Raw genomic sequence first — 15,931 nt, forward strand, 5'->3', positions numbered from 1 at the left:
TATCCCTGACTCTTCGTCATTCCGAGGAGCCTAAGTGACATCAGGAATCTCTTCTCTTAATCTAATCTCTTAGTCGTGCGAGTTACCCGCAGCACTTCTTATACTTCTTTCCGCTACCACAAATACACGGGTCATTACGGCCGATCTTGAAGCTTTCAACCGTTTGGTTTAAGCGAGGATCGATTTCTGGCTGTGTAGTTTCTTCTTGCTCTGGGAACTCACCGTCGATATAGAACCATAGGCCGTTTTCACGAACGAAACGCGAGCGCTCTTGCATACAGTATTGTGCGCCGTCTTCATTGAAGTAAGCTTTAAATTCAACAAAGCCTTCGTCTTGGTGTGAACCTGCCGCAGTATCGATGACCTCTAACCCTGACCAATCACTGTCGATAGATTCGGCGATGCCTTCTCTTTGTGCTTCTGCATTGCAGCTAGGGTGGTAAGTCGCAACAACATAGTCAACCAAACCCAACACGTGCGCGGAATAACGAGAGCGCATCAATTGCTCAGGTGTTTCAACGGCACTGTGGTTAAGGTGCGCTGATTCACAGCACTGTTGGTAAGTATTATTGCTACCGCATGGGCATAAAGACATAGTCAGATCCTGTAAAAATGGCCTCTATTAAGAGGCCATAAATGAATGCGTGGGAGTTTACCAAGAAACGATCGCTCACCAAAGTTTAGTTTCTATTGAAGTTATTGAAATTATCAAAGTGTTAGCGCGAAGATTACTATTTTAAGGCTGGAGACAATAACTCTTGAGCCCAAGTTGTCGCTTCGTCATAAGCTTGACCAAGTTGAGCTTCACTCAGTTTGAGAAGCTGGCGGATACGAGTCGCTTCATCCCAACGAGCTTGCTCATACGCAACCACCATCGCCAATACAGCACCTAACACGCCTTTACGTTGAATCAAGGCTTGTTTGATCTCGATGTCGATTGGCACTGAATCGAGTACTTGTTTCAATGGTTGGTCAAAGAGTGAGTCCAACAGAGAGAACATACCGGTCAAAAAGGCTTGTCCAGGCTCAACCTTCACATTCATCTTCTCGACTAAGAGCTCACATTGACGCGCGCGTAATACCGCTAAACCGTAGAGTGAATCTGGCTTATCTTCTTTCGCGGAGGCGATCGCTACAAGTGAAACGAACTTACGCAGCTTTTGTTCACCAAGGTAAATAAGCGCTTGGCGGAATGAACGAATCGTTGTTGGTGAACCGCCAGCGGAGTTGACGTAGGTAAGTAGCTTATACGACATGGTCACATCGAGCGTAATCAAACGCTCGACTTCACCAAAGTCGATAGGGTCGTGCGCAATCTCTTTTAATAACTGAACGGTAGTCAGGAAGGCCGGGTTGAGCGCACGTGTTTGGATCATTTCAGGCTTGCTAAAGAAGTAACCTTGAAAGTAGGTGAAGCCTGCTTTTTTTGCTTCTTGGTATTCTTCGTACGTTTCCACTTTCTCAGCAAGGAACTTGATATCTAGTCCTTTGAGAGAGTTCATAAACATCGCTGCTTTGGCAATTGGCGTCAAACGGATATCGAACTTGATAATCGAAACGTAGGGTAAGAAGCGCTTCCAAGCTTTACTTGGCACAAAGTCGTCTAGCGCAATGGTATAACCCGCGTCAAAGATGGTTTTGATTGCTTCAAGTAATTCGTCTGTCGGTTCGCAGTCTTCAAGAACCTCAACAACGAGGCTTTCTTTGGGGAACAGAGTAGGGACTAAGTTGATTAGGCTTGCGTATGGGAAGTTCACGAAACCAAGTTTATCACCCAACGTATTATAGTGGGTCGATAAGAAGTGATCGGAAAGCAAACGGCTAGTAGCGAGCTCCGGCTCTACTTCAGGGAAAGTGTTCTTAGGACCATCCCTGAATAGCAACTCGTAACCTATGGTTTTCTTGCCTGTGTCGAGTATTGGTTGACGCGCTACGTATGAATATTTCAACTTGGTACTGTGTTCGGTTTATTTCTGGTAGAGAGATAATAGCTAATTCACTAGAAATTACCATACACTTTCTAAGAAAGTCTGACCGGTAATAATAATCAAAGTGAAAGTTTAAGCGTGATGTTAAAAGCTATTGCTAAACGCTCGATTCTGTAGTTCAAAACTTTGCGGCGTGAACACCAGCACAGAGCCTTGCGTATACCAATCGCCAAGTACGATACGAGTTTTAGTGCAATTATTAGCATTAAATGTATGGATGTCTGGGCGATGAGTATGGCCGTGGATCATCAAATCGACATTGTTTCGTTCCATCACATCTTCGACCTCTTGCTGTGTCACATCCATGATGTCGAGAGACTTGGTCTGCTTGTCATCTTTGATATCTGATTGAACTTTCGAAACAATTTTCTTCTTGATGAAAAATGGGATTCGGTTGAAGACCCATTGTAACCATGGCTGATGCACTTTTTCGCGAAAGGCGAGGTACTTTACATCTTCAGTACATAGGGTATCACCATGCAATACCACCGCTTTTTGTCCGTAGATATCGATCGTAGAAACTTCGTCGAGAAGTTGCACGCCCGTTTGCTTAGCAAATTTTTTGCCGACTAAGAAGTCGCGGTTCCCTTGAGTAAAGTAACAAGGCACGCCTGTTTTCACTAAGTCGATAAACGCTTGGCGGATAGAAGTCGCGAATTCACTCTTATCATCGTCACCAATCCAGAATTCGAAAAGGTCACCTAATACGTAAAGTGCATCCGCTTCTACGGCTTCTTTCTTCATAAAGGTTAAGAAGCAGTCTGTGATGTCTTGTCGTGACGGAGAAAGGTGCAGATCTGATATAAAATATGTTTTCATAGGTCTAAAAAAAGGGAGCGATTCGCTCCCTGTATCCTGATTTTATCGGCTCATCAATTCTAACCGAAAGCGATGAATTAAGCTTCGATTGTAGTACCAGTGATGATCACTTCTTCTAGAGGTACATCTTGGTGCATACCCATAGAACCAGTGCTAACACCTTTAATCTTGTTCACGATTTCCATGCCTTCAACAACTTCTGCGAATACACAGTAGCCCCAACCGTCTAGGCTTTCGCTACGGAAGTTTAGGAAAGAGTTGTCGTTAACGTTGATGAAGAACTGAGAGCTCGCTGAATGCGGTTCCATAGTACGAGCCATTGCTAGCGTACCAACTTTGTTCGCTAGACCGTTGTTTGCTTCGTTCTTGATCGTTGCACGAGTTGCCTTTTCTTTAAGGCCAGAAGTCATGCCGCCGCCTTGAATCATGAAACCATCGATAACACGGTGGAATAGTGTGTTGTCGTAGAAACCGTCACGGCAATACTGTAGAAAGTTTGCGCTTGTTTCTGGTGCTTTTTCTTCGTTAAGTTGAACTTTGATGTCACCAAAATTTGTGTGAAGGATGATCATGATTGTTACCTTACTGTCTTTTTAATATGAAGTTCGAATTCTAGCGCATGTTGACGGACTTTCAAATCACCAAATCATTAACTTAACTCGGATGTTTGAGGTAATTCCTGCTTTTGGGGATTACCTATTAAGGTATGACTTGTTATAATGCGAGCTTATTTTGATTAATCCATAAAATAGATAGAGATCATGCTGAAGATATATAACACGCTCACAAGACAGAAAGAGGAATTCAAACCAATTACAGCTGGCAAAGTCGGCATGTATGTCTGTGGGGTAACCATATACGATCTCTGTCATATTGGTCATGGTCGTACGTTCGTTTCTTTCGACGTAGTAACTCGTTACCTTCGTTACCTTGGTTACGATTTGAATTTCGTTCGTAACATCACAGATATCGATGACAAAATCATCAAGCGCGCTAACGAAAACGGTGAGTCTTGTGACTCTCTGACTGAGCGTTTAATCGGTGAGATGCACGCTGACTTTGATGCATTGAACATGAAGCGTCCAGATGTTGAACCACGTGCGACAGAATACATCACTGAAATCATCGAGCTTGTTGAAAAGCTGATTGAACGTGGTTTCGCATACGTTGCAAGCAACGGCGACGTGATGTTTGAAGTAAAGAAATTCGACGAATACGGCAAGCTTTCTAAGCAAGACCTTGATCAGCTTCAAGCGGGTGCTCGCGTTGATGTTGAATCTGCAAAACGTAGCCCATTAGACTTCGTTCTTTGGAAGATGTCTAAACCAGGTGAACCTACATGGGAATCGCCATGGGGGCCGGGTCGTCCAGGTTGGCACATCGAATGTTCAGCAATGAACTCGTCTATTCTTGGTAACCACTTCGATATCCACGGTGGTGGTTCAGATCTGCAGTTCCCTCACCACGAAAACGAAATCGCACAGTCTTGCTGCGCGCACGGCACTCAGTATGTAAATACTTGGATGCACAGTGGTATGGTGATGGTAGACAAAGAAAAGATGTCTAAATCACTGGGTAACTTCTTCACTATCCGTGACGTGCTAGCACATTACGATGCTGAAACGGTACGTTACTTCCTAATGTCTGGTCACTACCGTAGCCAGCTAAACTACAGCGAAGATAACCTAAACCAAGCTCGCGCATCACTAGAGCGTCTATACACGTCACTTCGTGGCCTAGACCTTACAGCAGCTCCTGCTGGTGGCGAAGAGTACGTGACTCGATTCTCTACGGCGATGAACGATGATTTCAACACACCTGAAGCTTATTCAGTACTGTTTGAAATGGCGCGTGAAATCAACCGTATCAAGCCTGAAAGCATCGAAAAAGCAAGCGGACTTGGTGCATTGATGCGTGAACTAGCAGACATCATCGGTATTCTTCATCAAGAGCCAGAAGCGTTCCTTCAAGGTGATGCGGCAGGTAACGACGACGAAGTGGCTGAAATCGAAGCGTTGATCAAACTGCGTAACGATTCTCGTGCTTCAAAGGATTGGGCAAACGCCGATCTTGCACGTGATAAGCTAAACGAGTTGGGTATTGTTCTGGAAGATGGCCCAGAAGGTACGACTTGGCGTCGTAAGTAAATCTTATAAAAAGGGCTGATTTTCAGCCCTTTTTTCTAGCACGAATTCTCTATTTTCACCTTTTCTATCTTCAACTTTTAATTAACAGGAATATTTCTGTGGCTCAGATGTATTTTTATTACTCGGCAATGAATGCGGGTAAATCAACAACGCTTCTTCAATCTTCATTCAACTACCAAGAACGTGGCATGACGCCAGTGATCTTTACGGCAGCGTTGGACGACCGTTATGGTATCGGTAAAGTGAGCTCACGAATTGGTCTGCAATCTGAAGCTCAGCTGTTTAAAAATGACACCAACATGTTTGATGCGATCAAAAAACTTAATGAGGAAGAAAAGCGTCATTGTGTTTTGATCGATGAGTGCCAATTTTTATCGAAGGAGCAGGTGTACCAATTAACAGAAGTGGTTGATAAACTGCACATCCCTGTACTTTGTTACGGCTTACGTACCGATTTCTTGGGTGAACTGTTTGAAGGTAGCCGTTACTTATTGTCTTGGGCAGATAAACTCGTTGAGCTTAAAACAATTTGTCACTGTGGCCGTAAAGCGAACATGGTAATTCGTACCGACGAGTACGGCGTGGCGATTGCTGAAGGCGACCAAGTGGCTATTGGTGGTAACGACAAATACGTTTCTGTTTGCCGTCTGCACTACAAAGAAGCGTTAGGTAAATAAGTCGATTTATAGTTCAGCTAGCTAAAACGAAAAACGGTGACCAAGTGTCACCGTTTTTGTTTATTGAGCCTGTGTTTTGTTTTATTCCCAGCCGAGCATTTACTTTGTTCAAAGTCTAACTTTTGCTTATTCGAATCCGAGCTTCTTCAATGCTTGATAGGCGTGGTCAACGTCGTCGGGGATGGGCATCTCAATCTGAAAGCCTTTCTCTGGGTAGGATTTGATTCGCTCGTAATCAGCAATTAATGCGCCTAACACCATATCTAACGGTAGCTCTTCGTTAAAGTAATCATCCCAAGTTTGCCAACGTGATGTCACGGTAATCTCGGAAGTTTCGTCAGGCCACTGTTTACTGAAGGTGGCGTAGGTACGTTTCTCCATAAAGGGCTTCTGAACTAAGGTTAGCCTCTTCGGCGATAACCCTTTTTCTGTCAGCAACTCATGAGTGAATCGTACATTTTCCCCAGTATTTGTCGCGTGTTTCTCTATGATAATGTCAGAGTCAGGCACGCCACAATCTCGTGCGATAGCAGCGAATGTTTCTGCTTCTGAGCGCTCAAAATTCCCTTCGGTAAAGCGTCCCACACCGCCAGAAAAAACGATGTAAGGCGCGATCTGTTGGTGATAAAGCTCGGCTGCATATTCAGCGACGCGAGTATCGTTGCTACACAATACAAAGATACAGTCGGAAGGCGTAACCTTGTGACCCATCGACATAAAGTTCCAAAGGGTGTCGACTGAGCGATGCAGTTTTATGTTGGGGTCTGTGTTAGCTATAGATTGTTCAGTCATGAAGTGCGTCCAGTGTGGATTCGAATTTAAATGAATAACCTAAGTCGAGAATCTTCTTCGAAGAGATTAACTTGTCTGGGGTATCAACAACAGTGGGCAGAGGCTCACTGCTGTTGGCGCTTTTCAGTGCCGCGGCATAAAACTCCGCCTTACTGACCGTATTTGGCGTGGTCACGTTAACTACTTCGTTGTGCAGTTGACTGATAGCGAAATCGACAGCACCAATCGCGTCGTCAAGGTGCAGCATGTTGGCTGGAGCTTGAGTGCTGACTTGTTTTAACTTGCTTGCGAAGCGTGATGGGTGACGGCTTGGGCCGATTAAGCCACTAAAGCGAAGAATGGTGTAGTCGATACCTGAATCAATCACTGACTGTTCAGCTTGCAGCATGATTCGCGCGTTATCGGAAAATGAAGACGCGTGCTCGTTATCTGAGGTTGAAAGGGGGAGCGATGCATCCAGCTCGTTCAACACACCCGGCTTGGTTGGGTATACCGTGGTTGAACTAACCATAATGAGCTTTTTAATGTTGGCCTTTTGGCATGCATTGGTGAGTTGCTGCCAATAGTCGGCATACTCTTGTCCTGCTCCTTTTCTAAAGCCAGGAGGGAAGCTACCAATCACAATTTCAGTGTTGTTTTCGAGTAACAGCGAATAGAGTCGCCCGATAGTCTGTTGTGGATCGGATGAATCAAAGCTAAACACTTCACATGGAATTTGTTCGCTACCAATGGCGTCTGCTCCCGCTTGGGTCGTTTTCGTGACCACCACTCGGTTACCATGTTTTTCTAAATGTTCAGATAAAGGTGCACCTACCCATCCTGCACCGACAATAAATATAGAAGCCATGTGTTCCTCACAACTGCAAATGACGAATTTACAATAAGCCTAACAAAGCTTTGCCCAAAAATGAAAAAACTCCACGGCCGAAGCAAGTGGAGTTTTTACTAGAACAATGGAGCTTTAGTTTAGTACGCGAAGAAGCTTGTCTGCGCGCTCTGCCATCTCGATACCTTCATCAGTTAGGTAACCGCCGTCTGGCTGAGTACAAAGGTTTTTTTCGAATAGGCGCTTAACAGCGTCTTGAGTTTCTTGAGCAGCCTCTTGATGAACTTTAATTCCAGTAGCAGCACTACTTACATCAAATTGAAGAAGGAGGTTTAAATCAGCAATATGTTCAGCGTTGTACTTCATAATTAACCTATATATTCATAACGTTCTCTACCTTCACCTTAGTGCGCATTCTCGGCTCAGGCAATAGCAAATAAAGAGAATTGATAAGTGATACCAAATTGATTGATTAATCATCGAGTGATGAGTTTATTTTGGTTATATTGGGTGATTTACACCCACTTAAATCATCAGTGATGTTTATTGCTAAGTGGTTGTAATATATTGTGACTAGAAATAATTTGCATTGAGCGAATATTGTATAAAAAGGATATGCATAAGTGAGAGCGAACAAAGTAGCATTAACGATCAGTATGCTATTTGCTATCTCAGGTTGTCAAAGCACACCCTCAGAGCAGACAGACGCGAACCAAACCACAAACAACAATAATGAATCGACAATAGAGGTTCGTTCATTTCAGTCTGTCCAAAGCGTTTACTCCGAATGGGAAGTTAAGCTTGAAGACCATGCTCAATTGTCTCTCTATGCACCAGAGAATTACAATGAACTATTAGACGCATGGGATGATGCTGAAAGCATTTATGCGGACTTACTGAAAGACGAAACTCGAATAACCAAGAGTTACTCCATTTTTTCGAGCCTAACTTACGCTGAAGCCTTTGATGAAAAAATCGCTTTGATCAAATCAAACTATGACTCGATCTTAGTGTTAAAGAAGAAGGCAGACCGAGTTCTCGCTGATTCGATTGTCCAAATGGATTACCTGAAGTTCTTGGGCGCAGATACCATGTTTACCTCGAGCTACAAACGTTTGTATTCAGAATACAGCGAGTTGTTCGAGTATGTACTGGTCGATGAGCTTGAAGACGCTCAAGAAGCGCAGGTGGAATTTCTTAACAATGCCCGTTTGTTAGAAGTTAAAGTGGCGCATAAGAAATACATCGAACCTTTGAAGAACGAATTAGAGTTCTTGGAAGATGAAGATTTTGATGACGTTGCTCCTCTAACCTTTGCTAAGGCAGCATCTCAAATTGCGTTGGCCGAAAGCCAAGTGAAAGCTAGCCCTCGTGAAAAGTCGATCATTGAAGATGCAGTTCACGCTGCAGAGTTTGAATTGAACCACGTGCGCAGTGTCGCTCATGAAGTCAAAGTGCTGGCGAGCGTAAAAGGCGACCAGTTCGAACAGTCTGTTTTGAATGCAGAGAACCAGTTACTGAGCATTTCACAAATCGTTAATGATGAAGATTACCGTGATGTTGGGCTACGCCAGCAATCACAGAAGATTGTAGCGAGTGTTAAAGCGTTAAAAAGCTCTGATATGACAGGGCTTTTAAAGTCAGAGATTGAAACTTTGACTGAGCAATTGGCTAAGCTGGAGTCTGAAAACCAGAAGCAAGCGCAGCAATTGTCTGAAGCAACCAAGCACAGTGAGTTGCTCGGTGAGCAGATTACCAAGAGTGATGCTCACATAAAAAGCTTAGAAGAGTTAGTGGATAGTTTGAAAAGCTTAGGTGGCAAAGTGGCCAACGAAAGTGATTCTGATGTGATGTCCCCGGCTGTTGAATCTACTCTAGAGGATTCAATCCTAGAACAATCATCAGAAGAAGTGATTGAACCTTCGGCTTAGCATCACTAATTTCTTTATTTGTGATTGAGTTAAAAGCGCCTTAGGGCGCTTTTTTACGTTCTGTTGATCTATGTCAAAATCTAGAAATAAAAGCGCTCAGTGAGCCATTTTAGTGTACGTTATTCTTTTGGTTTTAACGTAACTTGTTGATATTTATAGGTGTGTCAATTTCTATGCTGATAACTACTCATTCAGCAGAGTTTTCTTTTTACTACTAAAGTCGTATGAATTTGGAATAACTCGGACTATTTGCTTTCAACAAGGCTGTGAGAGGCATTTTGAGCCTAAAATAGCTCTTGAATTCAGAAATGAAAGAGAGGATTATCGCGCTCCCGACGACATGTTTCAAAATGTAAATCATCATGAATCTAAACCAATTTGACTCATTATTACCGCCACAAATGGCTGAGCGCGCTGCAGATATTGGCGTAGGTAAAGCAACCAAAGATCCAATCAAATCTTTTCTCCTAGCGATTTCCGCTGGCATACACATCGGTATTGCGTTTGTGTTCTACACCATCGTAACGACTGGTGCTGGTGATTTGCCTTGGGGTATTACTCGCCTATTAGGTGGCCTTGCATTTAGCTTGGGCTTAATTCTCGTTGTTGTTACCGGTGGTGAGTTATTTACCAGTTCGGTGCTTACTCTGGTTGCTCGCGCAAGTGGCAAAATTACTTGGCGCACGCTCGTCAAGAACTGGGCTACGGTTTATGTAGGTAACTTGATTGGCGCATTGTTGCTGGTGGCATGTATGCTTCTGACCAAACAGTACATGTTTGACCATGGCCAGGTTGGTTTAAATGCAATGGCGATTTCCCAACACAAGATGCACCATGATTTTATCCAAGCTATCGCGCTCGGCATCATGTGTAATGTATTGGTTTGTATCGCGGTATGGATGACGTTTAGTGGACGCACACTGACTGACAAAATTGCGGTAATGATTTTACCTGTAGCGATGTTCGTATCGGCTGGTTTCGAGCACTGTATTGCGAATATGTTCCAAGTCCCTTTAGCTATCGGCATTAAAACATTTGCTCCTGCTGAATTCTGGACAATGACAGGCGCTAACCCAGCGGACTATGTTGATCTGAACATGGTGGACTTTTTGATGAACAACTTGCTGCCCGTTACTATCGGTAACATCATTGGCGGTGGTATCTTTGTCGGCATGTGGTATTGGTTGATCTACCTGCGTGACTAATAAAGGTGGCTCTATCAACAAAAGTGGCGTACTTAACTCAGTTGACGAGATGCGCTAAAGCTCAGTGGAAACACTGAACTGACTTATGACATTTACAAGACGGTCTGCATTGCAGGCCGTTTTTTATTTGTGGAAAACCTACTTCTTCACCCCTCTAATGATCATCTGAACACTCAACAGCGCTGCTCACCATATGTGTATATGTCTTTGAAAACACCGAAGGATCAACGGTAATGATCTTTTCTCGGGTGAAAGTGGGCAAAAAAGGATCTATCTTGATTTGGTTATCCACAGTTTCTGTGGATAACCTGTCTCAAATTCAGTGAGTAACCAGATCTAAGTGGAGCCGGGAGGTTATTTCGAAGGCTGTATTTGAGCGAGAACTCGCCCTTCTTTGGTTAAAGATGTCTTCAATGAGAGGTGAAGTGCAAGTGCTAAAGAACAGCTCATCATCACGAAAATTGCCAGCATGATCATCAGTTGATACTTAATCGCGATCATCGGCGAAGCACCACCTAAGATTTGTCCCGTCATCATTCCCGGCAGCGTTACTAGGCCTGTGGTTGCCATAGAGGCCATGATAGGGGACATCGCTTTCTGTATTGCATTACGTACAAAAGGCGCAGCAGCATAAGTAGGAGACGCACCTAACGCGATTGCGGCTTCATATTCTGATTTCTGTGTTTCAAAGGCACCAAACAGGTTCTGCAATGCCACTATATTACTGCTTAAGCTATTACCCAATAACATCCCTGCGATCGGGATAAGGTACTGCGCGTTAAAAACCGGTGTCGGTTTAATGATGAAAAAGCAGATGAACAAGACAATAGGTACACAAGTTACCGCAAGGCTAACGGCGACAGGAGCCAAAAGTAGGTTTCTTGGCAGTCTAGATTTTTCAACAATCGAGCTTGCACCGACGATAATCATCGCAAATAACCACAGCAAATTGACCCACAAACTATTCAAAGTGAACAAGTATTCCAGGTAAAGTCCAACCAGAAATAGCTGAATAACCATACGAATTATGCTGATAGAAGCTTCTTTGCCAAGGCCGAGTTTTAACTTGTGGTTGATGGTAATAGGTAGCAAGAGAAGTGAGCTGAAGAACAATAACTGCCACCAAGATATATCAATAACGTCTTGCATAATGTTTCCTTTTAAGTAGGTCCCCATCATATATGAAAGTGCCAAATGATGCATTTCAGCTTCTCAGCCGTTGCTTCAAAAGATACTCAATAATTTAACAATCAAACCACAAAATATTGGTTGTTTGAGGCATTTTTGGCTACTACTTAGTAGGTAAAACGTTAAAATTGGTTACAATGCAGTTACACAGGTGTTGGGATTTAACATTTGTGAAATATACTTAATTCTTCACATTTGTTAATACTTTTTAATAACTTTGTTTAACTAAAAACAACTTTGGATGAGCTCAAAAAAGTATTGATTAGCAAGGGTTATAACGGGAGATTTGATTGAACCCTACTTTGAGTATGGTCTAAAATTTGTCGTTAGATACTTAAGAACTTTAGCCCCATAGAATGGGTTACTCGAAATTACTAAATACAAAATAGGCAAAATGTATGAGTGATGTTAATAAAATTGAAACTAGCGAAAAACATTCGCTGGAGTGGAAGTCTTTCCTCTTCATCGCGGTGGTTCTCTTCCCAATATTAAGTGTGGCTTTTGTAGGCGGTTACGGCTTCCTAGTTTGGGCACTGCAAGTGTTTGTATTCGGACCTCCTGGTGCTCACGGCGGCATGTAATGCCCTCTAGTAACAACATTTTTTAAAATCAATATTTAAGAGAGCTAAACATGAAATCATTTTTAGTTAAATTATGGCGCACAATGACCCGCCCAGCAGTACACATCAGTCTTGGTGTACTAACTATGGGTGGCTTTATCGCCGGTGTTATTTTCTGGGGCGGTTTTAACACAGCTCTAGAGCACACAAATACAGAAGAATTCTGTGTAAGCTGTCACACCATGCGTGACAACGTATACGTAGAACTACAAGAAACGGTTCACTGGAAAAACACTTCTGGTGTACGTGCTACTTGTCCTGACTGTCACGTTCCACATGAATGGACAGCAAAAATCGCTCGTAAGATGCAAGCTTCTAAAGAAGTATTCGCTCAAGTATTTGGTGACCTAGATACGCCTGAGAAATTCGAAGCTCGTCGTATCGAACTGGCTAAACACGAATGGGATCGCTTCTCTTCGAACAAATCTCTAGAGTGTAAAAATTGCCACAACTACGATTCAATGGATTTCGAAAACATGCGCCCAACAGCGCGTATCCAGATGAAGAACGCGGCAGAGCGTGATCAAAGCTGTGTTGACTGTCACAAAGGTATTGCTCACAACCTTCCATTAGATATGGCATCAGCGAGCGGTATTGTTGGCGAGCTAGAAAACGTAGCAAGCAGCACATCTTACGCAAATGGTTCAGACGTGATCTCTATTCGTCACCTACCAATGTACACAGATGAAACAGCTGAAGTTGAAGCGGGTCTATTAAGCCCTGCAAGTAAAGTTGCTGTGATCGACGAAAAAGGCGACATGATCAAGATTCAAATCGACGGTTGGCGTAAAGCGAAAGGCTTCGGACGTGTAATCCAAGAAGACTTCGGTATGAATATCTCGACTGCAATCTTGACGAAAGAAGTATCTCAAAGTGACGTAATCACTGTTGGTGAGAAGAAAGAAGATGAGCTAACCGGCCTTCCTTGGGAAGAAGTTAACCTAGCACTTTGGATGAAGAAAGAGTCTATGGTTGATAACTTCGATCCAATCTGGAACGCAGCTGGTCAAGCGTACCAATCTAACTGTTCAACGTGTCACTCACAGCCAGATGAAGCTCACTTCAGCGCTAACGGTTGGGTAGGCATGCTAGATGGTATGATTGCATTCGTTAACTTCGATACAGATACAGAAGCACTTGTTCTTAAGTATCTACAGAAGCACTCATCAGATTTTTCTGAAGGCCATCACTAATAAGACGTCAATTGGAGTAACACAATGGCAATTACAAGAAGAAGTTTTCTGAAAGGTGTCGCGACGACAAGTGCGGCATCGGTTATCGGTCCAAGCTTATTGGCGTCGGCTTCAGCATCTGCTGCAGAAACAGACGGCGCGTGGAAAGTCTCTGGTTCTCACTGGGGTGCATTCCGAGCTCGCGTTTACGCGGGTAAAGTACAGGAAATTAAACCTCTAGAAATCGATCAGCACCCAACAGAGATGCTGAAAGGTATTAAAGGTATTATCTACAGCCCATCACGTGTGCGTTACCCAATGGTTCGCCTAGATTGGTTGAAGAAGCATAAGTACAGCGCAGACACGCGTGGTAACAACCGCTTTATTCGTGTGACTTGGGATGAGGCACTAGACCTTGTTTACCGCGAGCTAGAGCGCGTACAGAAAGATTACGGTCCATGGGCGCTTCACACAGGTCAAACTGGTTGGAGACAAACAGGTCAGTTCCACAGCTGTACTAACCACATGCAACGTGCAATGGCACTTCACGGTTACTCTGTGAAGAAAATCGGTGACTACTCAACAGGTGCTGGTCAAACGATCATGCCTTACGTGCTAGGTTCTACTGAAGTTTACGCACAAGGTACATCTTGGGAACTTATCCTAGAAAACAGTGACAACATTGTTCTTTGGGGTAACGATCCAGTTAAAAACCTTCAAGTAGGTTGGACATGTGAGACTCACGAGTCGTTCGCATACCTAGAACAGCTGAAAGAAAAAGTTGCTAAGAAAGAGATCAACGTTGTTTCTGTTGACCCTGTTAAAAACAAAACAGGTCGTTACCTAGAAAACGAGCAAATGTACATCAACCCACAAACTGATGTGGCGTTCATGCTTGGTGTTGCTCACGTTCTTTACAACGAAGGCCTATACGACAAGAAGTTCATCGAAACTTACTGTCTAGGTTTTGAAGATTTCATCAAGTACGTTCAAGGTGAAACGAAAGACAGAGTTGAGAAGACGCCAGAATGGGCTTCTGCTATCTGTGGCGCAAGCGCGGACTCTATTCGTGACTTCGCTAAGATGCTGGTTAACGGTCGTACACAGATTCTTGTTGGTTGGAGTATCCAACGTCAAGAGCATGGTGAACAGCCTTACTGGATGTGTGCAGTTATCGCAGCAATGGTTGGCCAAATTGGTCTTCCGGGCGGTGGTATCTCTTACGGTCACCACTACTCTGGTATCGGTGTATCTTCAACTGGCTTCGCTGCTCCGGGTTCATTCCCGCTGAACATCGACCAAGGTCAATCGCCTAAGCACACTAACACTGATTACAACGGTTACAGCCGCGTAATCCCTGTTGCTCGTTGGGTAGATAGCCTGTTAGAGCCAGGTAAGAAGATCAAAGCAAACGGCGCAACAGTGACACTGCCTGACATCAAGATGATGGTATTCAGTGGTAACAACCCGTGGCACCACCACCAAGATCGCAACAAGATGCGTAAAGCATTCAAGAGTCTACAAACTGTAGTGGCTGTTGATTTCGCTTGGACTGCAACTTGTCGTCACTCTGATATTGTTCTTCCAGCTTGTACTCAGTGGGAACGTAACGATATCGATGGTTACGGCGCGTACTCTGGCCGTGGTTTGATCGCAATGCACAAGCTAGTGGATCCTCTGTTCCAGTCTAAGACTGACTTCGAGATCATGTCTAGCCTAACTAAGCGTTGGGGTCGTTACGACGATTACACGCGTGGTATGGACGAAATGCAGTGGGTTAAATCTCTGTACGACGAATGTCGCGCTTCAAACGAAGGTAGCTTCGAAATGCCTGAGTTTGCTGAGTTCTGGGAGAAAGGTTTCCTAGACTTCGGCAAAGGTAAGCCATGGACTCGTCACGCTTCATTCCGTGAAGATCCAGAGATCAACGCACTAGGCACGCCTTCTGGTTTCATCGAAATCACAAGCCGTACTGTTGGCAACATGGGTTACGAGCACTGTCAAGAACACCCAATGTGGTTCGAGAAATCTGAACGTTCACACGGTGGTCCAGGCTCTGACAAGCACCCGTACTGGCTACAATCTTGTCACCCAGACAAGCGTCTTCACTCTCAGATGTGTGAATCTGAAGAGTGGCGTGCGACTTACGCGGTACAAGGCCGTGAGCCAATCTACATCAACCCAGTAGATGCTAAGAAGAAAGGCATCAAAGATGGTGACGTAGTACGTGTGTTCAACGACCGTGGTCAACTACTAGCGGGTGCTGTTCTAATGGATAGCTATGCTCCTGGTGTTGTTCGTATCGAAGAAGGTGCTTGGTACGGTCCGATCAACGAGAAAGTGGGCGCGCTAGATACATACGGCGATCCAAACACACTGACTCAAGATATCGGTACGTCTGAACTTGCTCAAGCAACGTCAGCAAACACATGTTTGGTAGACTTCGAGAAGTTCCAAGGCAAACTGCCTCCAGTAACTTCATTCGGTGGTCCAATCGAAGTTTCTTAAGTCTTGTCTTAAGAACCAAGATTAAAGCTTGAATTAAAGCCCCTGTAAGCACTCTTAC

At 44.0% G+C, this 15,931-nt stretch carries 15 protein-coding genes; 7 read left to right on the plus strand and 8 right to left on the minus strand.

The window, feature by feature from the left end; genetic code table 11:
• Window positions 1-82 precede the first annotated feature (82 nt).
• The 4 genes from OCV19_RS05695 to OCV19_RS05710 all read right to left on the minus strand — a co-directional run bounded on the left by OCV19_RS05695 (window position 83) and on the right by OCV19_RS05710 (window position 3,379).
• Window positions 83-595: a YchJ family protein gene (locus tag OCV19_RS05695; protein WP_065675746.1), complete on the minus strand. Its 513-nt coding sequence runs from the start codon at window positions 593-595 to the stop codon at window positions 83-85.
• Between the two features lie 136 nt (window positions 596-731).
• The gene (locus tag OCV19_RS05700) at window positions 732-1,949 is read right to left on the minus strand and encodes an EAL and HDOD domain-containing protein (RefSeq protein ID WP_065675745.1); all 1,218 of its coding nucleotides are present in this window, start codon (window positions 1,947-1,949) and stop codon (window positions 732-734) included.
• Window positions 1,950-2,072: 123 nt separating this feature from the next.
• The gene (gene lpxH, locus OCV19_RS05705) at window positions 2,073-2,807 is read right to left on the minus strand and encodes a UDP-2,3-diacylglucosamine diphosphatase (RefSeq protein WP_065675744.1); all 735 of its coding nucleotides are present in this window, start codon (window positions 2,805-2,807) and stop codon (window positions 2,073-2,075) included.
• A 77-nt stretch (window positions 2,808-2,884) separates the two neighbouring features.
• On the minus strand, window positions 2,885-3,379 hold the full coding sequence (locus tag OCV19_RS05710) for a peptidylprolyl isomerase (RefSeq protein ID WP_048614502.1): 495 nt from the start codon (window positions 3,377-3,379) through the stop codon (window positions 2,885-2,887).
• A gap of 189 nt (window positions 3,380-3,568) precedes the next feature.
• Here OCV19_RS05710 and cysS point away from each other — a divergent pair, with 189 nt between their 5' ends.
• Both cysS and OCV19_RS05720 read left to right on the plus strand, forming a co-directional pair.
• Complete coding sequence (gene cysS / locus OCV19_RS05715) at window positions 3,569-4,954, plus strand: cysteine--tRNA ligase (protein WP_017060276.1); 1,386 nt, start codon at window positions 3,569-3,571, stop codon at window positions 4,952-4,954.
• A 98-nt stretch (window positions 4,955-5,052) separates the two neighbouring features.
• On the plus strand, window positions 5,053-5,631 hold the full coding sequence (locus OCV19_RS05720) for a thymidine kinase (protein WP_065675743.1): 579 nt from the start codon (window positions 5,053-5,055) through the stop codon (window positions 5,629-5,631).
• A gap of 126 nt (window positions 5,632-5,757) precedes the next feature.
• Here the strand turns inward: OCV19_RS05720 and OCV19_RS05725 are convergent, their stop codons facing one another.
• The 3 genes from OCV19_RS05725 to OCV19_RS05735 form a co-directional block, all read right to left on the minus strand.
• Complete coding sequence (locus OCV19_RS05725) at window positions 5,758-6,423, minus strand: YdcF family protein (RefSeq protein WP_065675742.1); 666 nt, start codon at window positions 6,421-6,423, stop codon at window positions 5,758-5,760.
• Window positions 6,416-7,270: an NAD(P)H-binding protein gene (locus OCV19_RS05730; protein WP_065675741.1), complete on the minus strand. Its 855-nt coding sequence runs from the start codon at window positions 7,268-7,270 to the stop codon at window positions 6,416-6,418. The genes OCV19_RS05725 and OCV19_RS05730 overlap by 8 nt, the downstream gene beginning before the upstream one ends.
• Before the next feature lie 114 nt (window positions 7,271-7,384).
• On the minus strand, window positions 7,385-7,615 hold the full coding sequence (locus OCV19_RS05735; RefSeq protein ID WP_017060280.1) for a TIGR02647 family protein: 231 nt from the start codon (window positions 7,613-7,615) through the stop codon (window positions 7,385-7,387).
• A gap of 257 nt (window positions 7,616-7,872) precedes the next feature.
• Here OCV19_RS05735 and OCV19_RS05740 point away from each other — a divergent pair, with 257 nt between their 5' ends.
• Window positions 7,873-9,180: an ATPase gene (locus OCV19_RS05740; protein WP_065675740.1), complete on the plus strand. Its 1,308-nt coding sequence runs from the start codon at window positions 7,873-7,875 to the stop codon at window positions 9,178-9,180.
• 362 nt (window positions 9,181-9,542) lie between these two features.
• Window positions 9,543-10,385: a formate transporter FocA gene (focA, locus tag OCV19_RS05745; RefSeq protein WP_048658323.1), complete on the plus strand. Its 843-nt coding sequence runs from the start codon at window positions 9,543-9,545 to the stop codon at window positions 10,383-10,385.
• A 354-nt stretch (window positions 10,386-10,739) separates the two neighbouring features.
• On the opposite strand, the gene OCV19_RS05750 is transcribed toward focA, so the two are convergent.
• Window positions 10,740-11,534 carry an ABC transporter permease gene (locus tag OCV19_RS05750; protein ID WP_048609403.1) on the minus strand — a complete coding sequence of 265 codons (795 nt, stop codon included), beginning with the start codon at window positions 11,532-11,534 and terminating at the stop codon, window positions 10,740-10,742.
• A gap of 437 nt (window positions 11,535-11,971) precedes the next feature.
• Here OCV19_RS05750 and torE point away from each other — a divergent pair, with 437 nt between their 5' ends.
• From torE to torA, 3 genes are read left to right on the plus strand one after another with little or no spacing between them, the layout of a single operon-like run.
• Window positions 11,972-12,154, plus strand: coding sequence for a trimethylamine N-oxide reductase system protein TorE (gene torE, locus OCV19_RS05755; protein ID WP_017060298.1), 183 nt, complete (start codon window positions 11,972-11,974; stop codon window positions 12,152-12,154).
• 50 nt (window positions 12,155-12,204) lie between these two features.
• Complete coding sequence (gene torC / locus OCV19_RS05760; RefSeq protein ID WP_017060299.1) at window positions 12,205-13,386, plus strand: pentaheme c-type cytochrome TorC; 1,182 nt, start codon at window positions 12,205-12,207, stop codon at window positions 13,384-13,386.
• 24 nt (window positions 13,387-13,410) lie between these two features.
• Complete coding sequence (torA, locus tag OCV19_RS05765; RefSeq protein WP_065675739.1) at window positions 13,411-15,873, plus strand: trimethylamine-N-oxide reductase TorA; 2,463 nt, start codon at window positions 13,411-13,413, stop codon at window positions 15,871-15,873.
• Window positions 15,874-15,931: the final 58 nt, after the last annotated feature.

It is taken from the genome of Vibrio celticus (genome assembly GCF_024347335.1).
Taxonomy (GTDB): Bacteria; Pseudomonadota; Gammaproteobacteria; order Enterobacterales; family Vibrionaceae; genus Vibrio; species Vibrio celticus.

What these genes read in the sequence shown, in the direction of transcription:
- OCV19_RS05695 (WP_065675746.1), bottom strand. Translation starts at nt 595, where the DNA reads ATGTCTTTATGCCCATGCGGTAGCAATAATACTTACCAACAGTGCTGT.
- lpxH (WP_065675744.1), bottom strand. Translation starts at nt 2,807, where the DNA reads ATGAAAACATATTTTATATCAGATCTGCACCTTTCTCCGTCACGACAA.
- OCV19_RS05710 (WP_048614502.1), bottom strand. Translation starts at nt 3,379, where the DNA reads ATGATCATCCTTCACACAAATTTTGGTGACATCAAAGTTCAACTTAAC.
- cysS (WP_017060276.1), top strand. Translation starts at nt 3,569, where the DNA reads ATGCTGAAGATATATAACACGCTCACAAGACAGAAAGAGGAATTCAAA.
- OCV19_RS05725 (WP_065675742.1), bottom strand. Translation starts at nt 6,423, where the DNA reads ATGACTGAACAATCTATAGCTAACACAGACCCCAACATAAAACTGCAT.
- OCV19_RS05730 (WP_065675741.1), bottom strand. Translation starts at nt 7,270, where the DNA reads ATGGCTTCTATATTTATTGTCGGTGCAGGATGGGTAGGTGCACCTTTA.
- OCV19_RS05735 (WP_017060280.1), bottom strand. Translation starts at nt 7,615, where the DNA reads ATGAAGTACAACGCTGAACATATTGCTGATTTAAACCTCCTTCTTCAA.
- focA (WP_048658323.1), top strand. Translation starts at nt 9,543, where the DNA reads ATGAATCTAAACCAATTTGACTCATTATTACCGCCACAAATGGCTGAG.
- OCV19_RS05750 (WP_048609403.1), bottom strand. Translation starts at nt 11,534, where the DNA reads ATGCAAGACGTTATTGATATATCTTGGTGGCAGTTATTGTTCTTCAGC.
- torE (WP_017060298.1), top strand. Translation starts at nt 11,972, where the DNA reads ATGAGTGATGTTAATAAAATTGAAACTAGCGAAAAACATTCGCTGGAG.
- torC (WP_017060299.1), top strand. Translation starts at nt 12,205, where the DNA reads ATGAAATCATTTTTAGTTAAATTATGGCGCACAATGACCCGCCCAGCA.
- torA (WP_065675739.1), top strand. Translation starts at nt 13,411, where the DNA reads ATGGCAATTACAAGAAGAAGTTTTCTGAAAGGTGTCGCGACGACAAGT.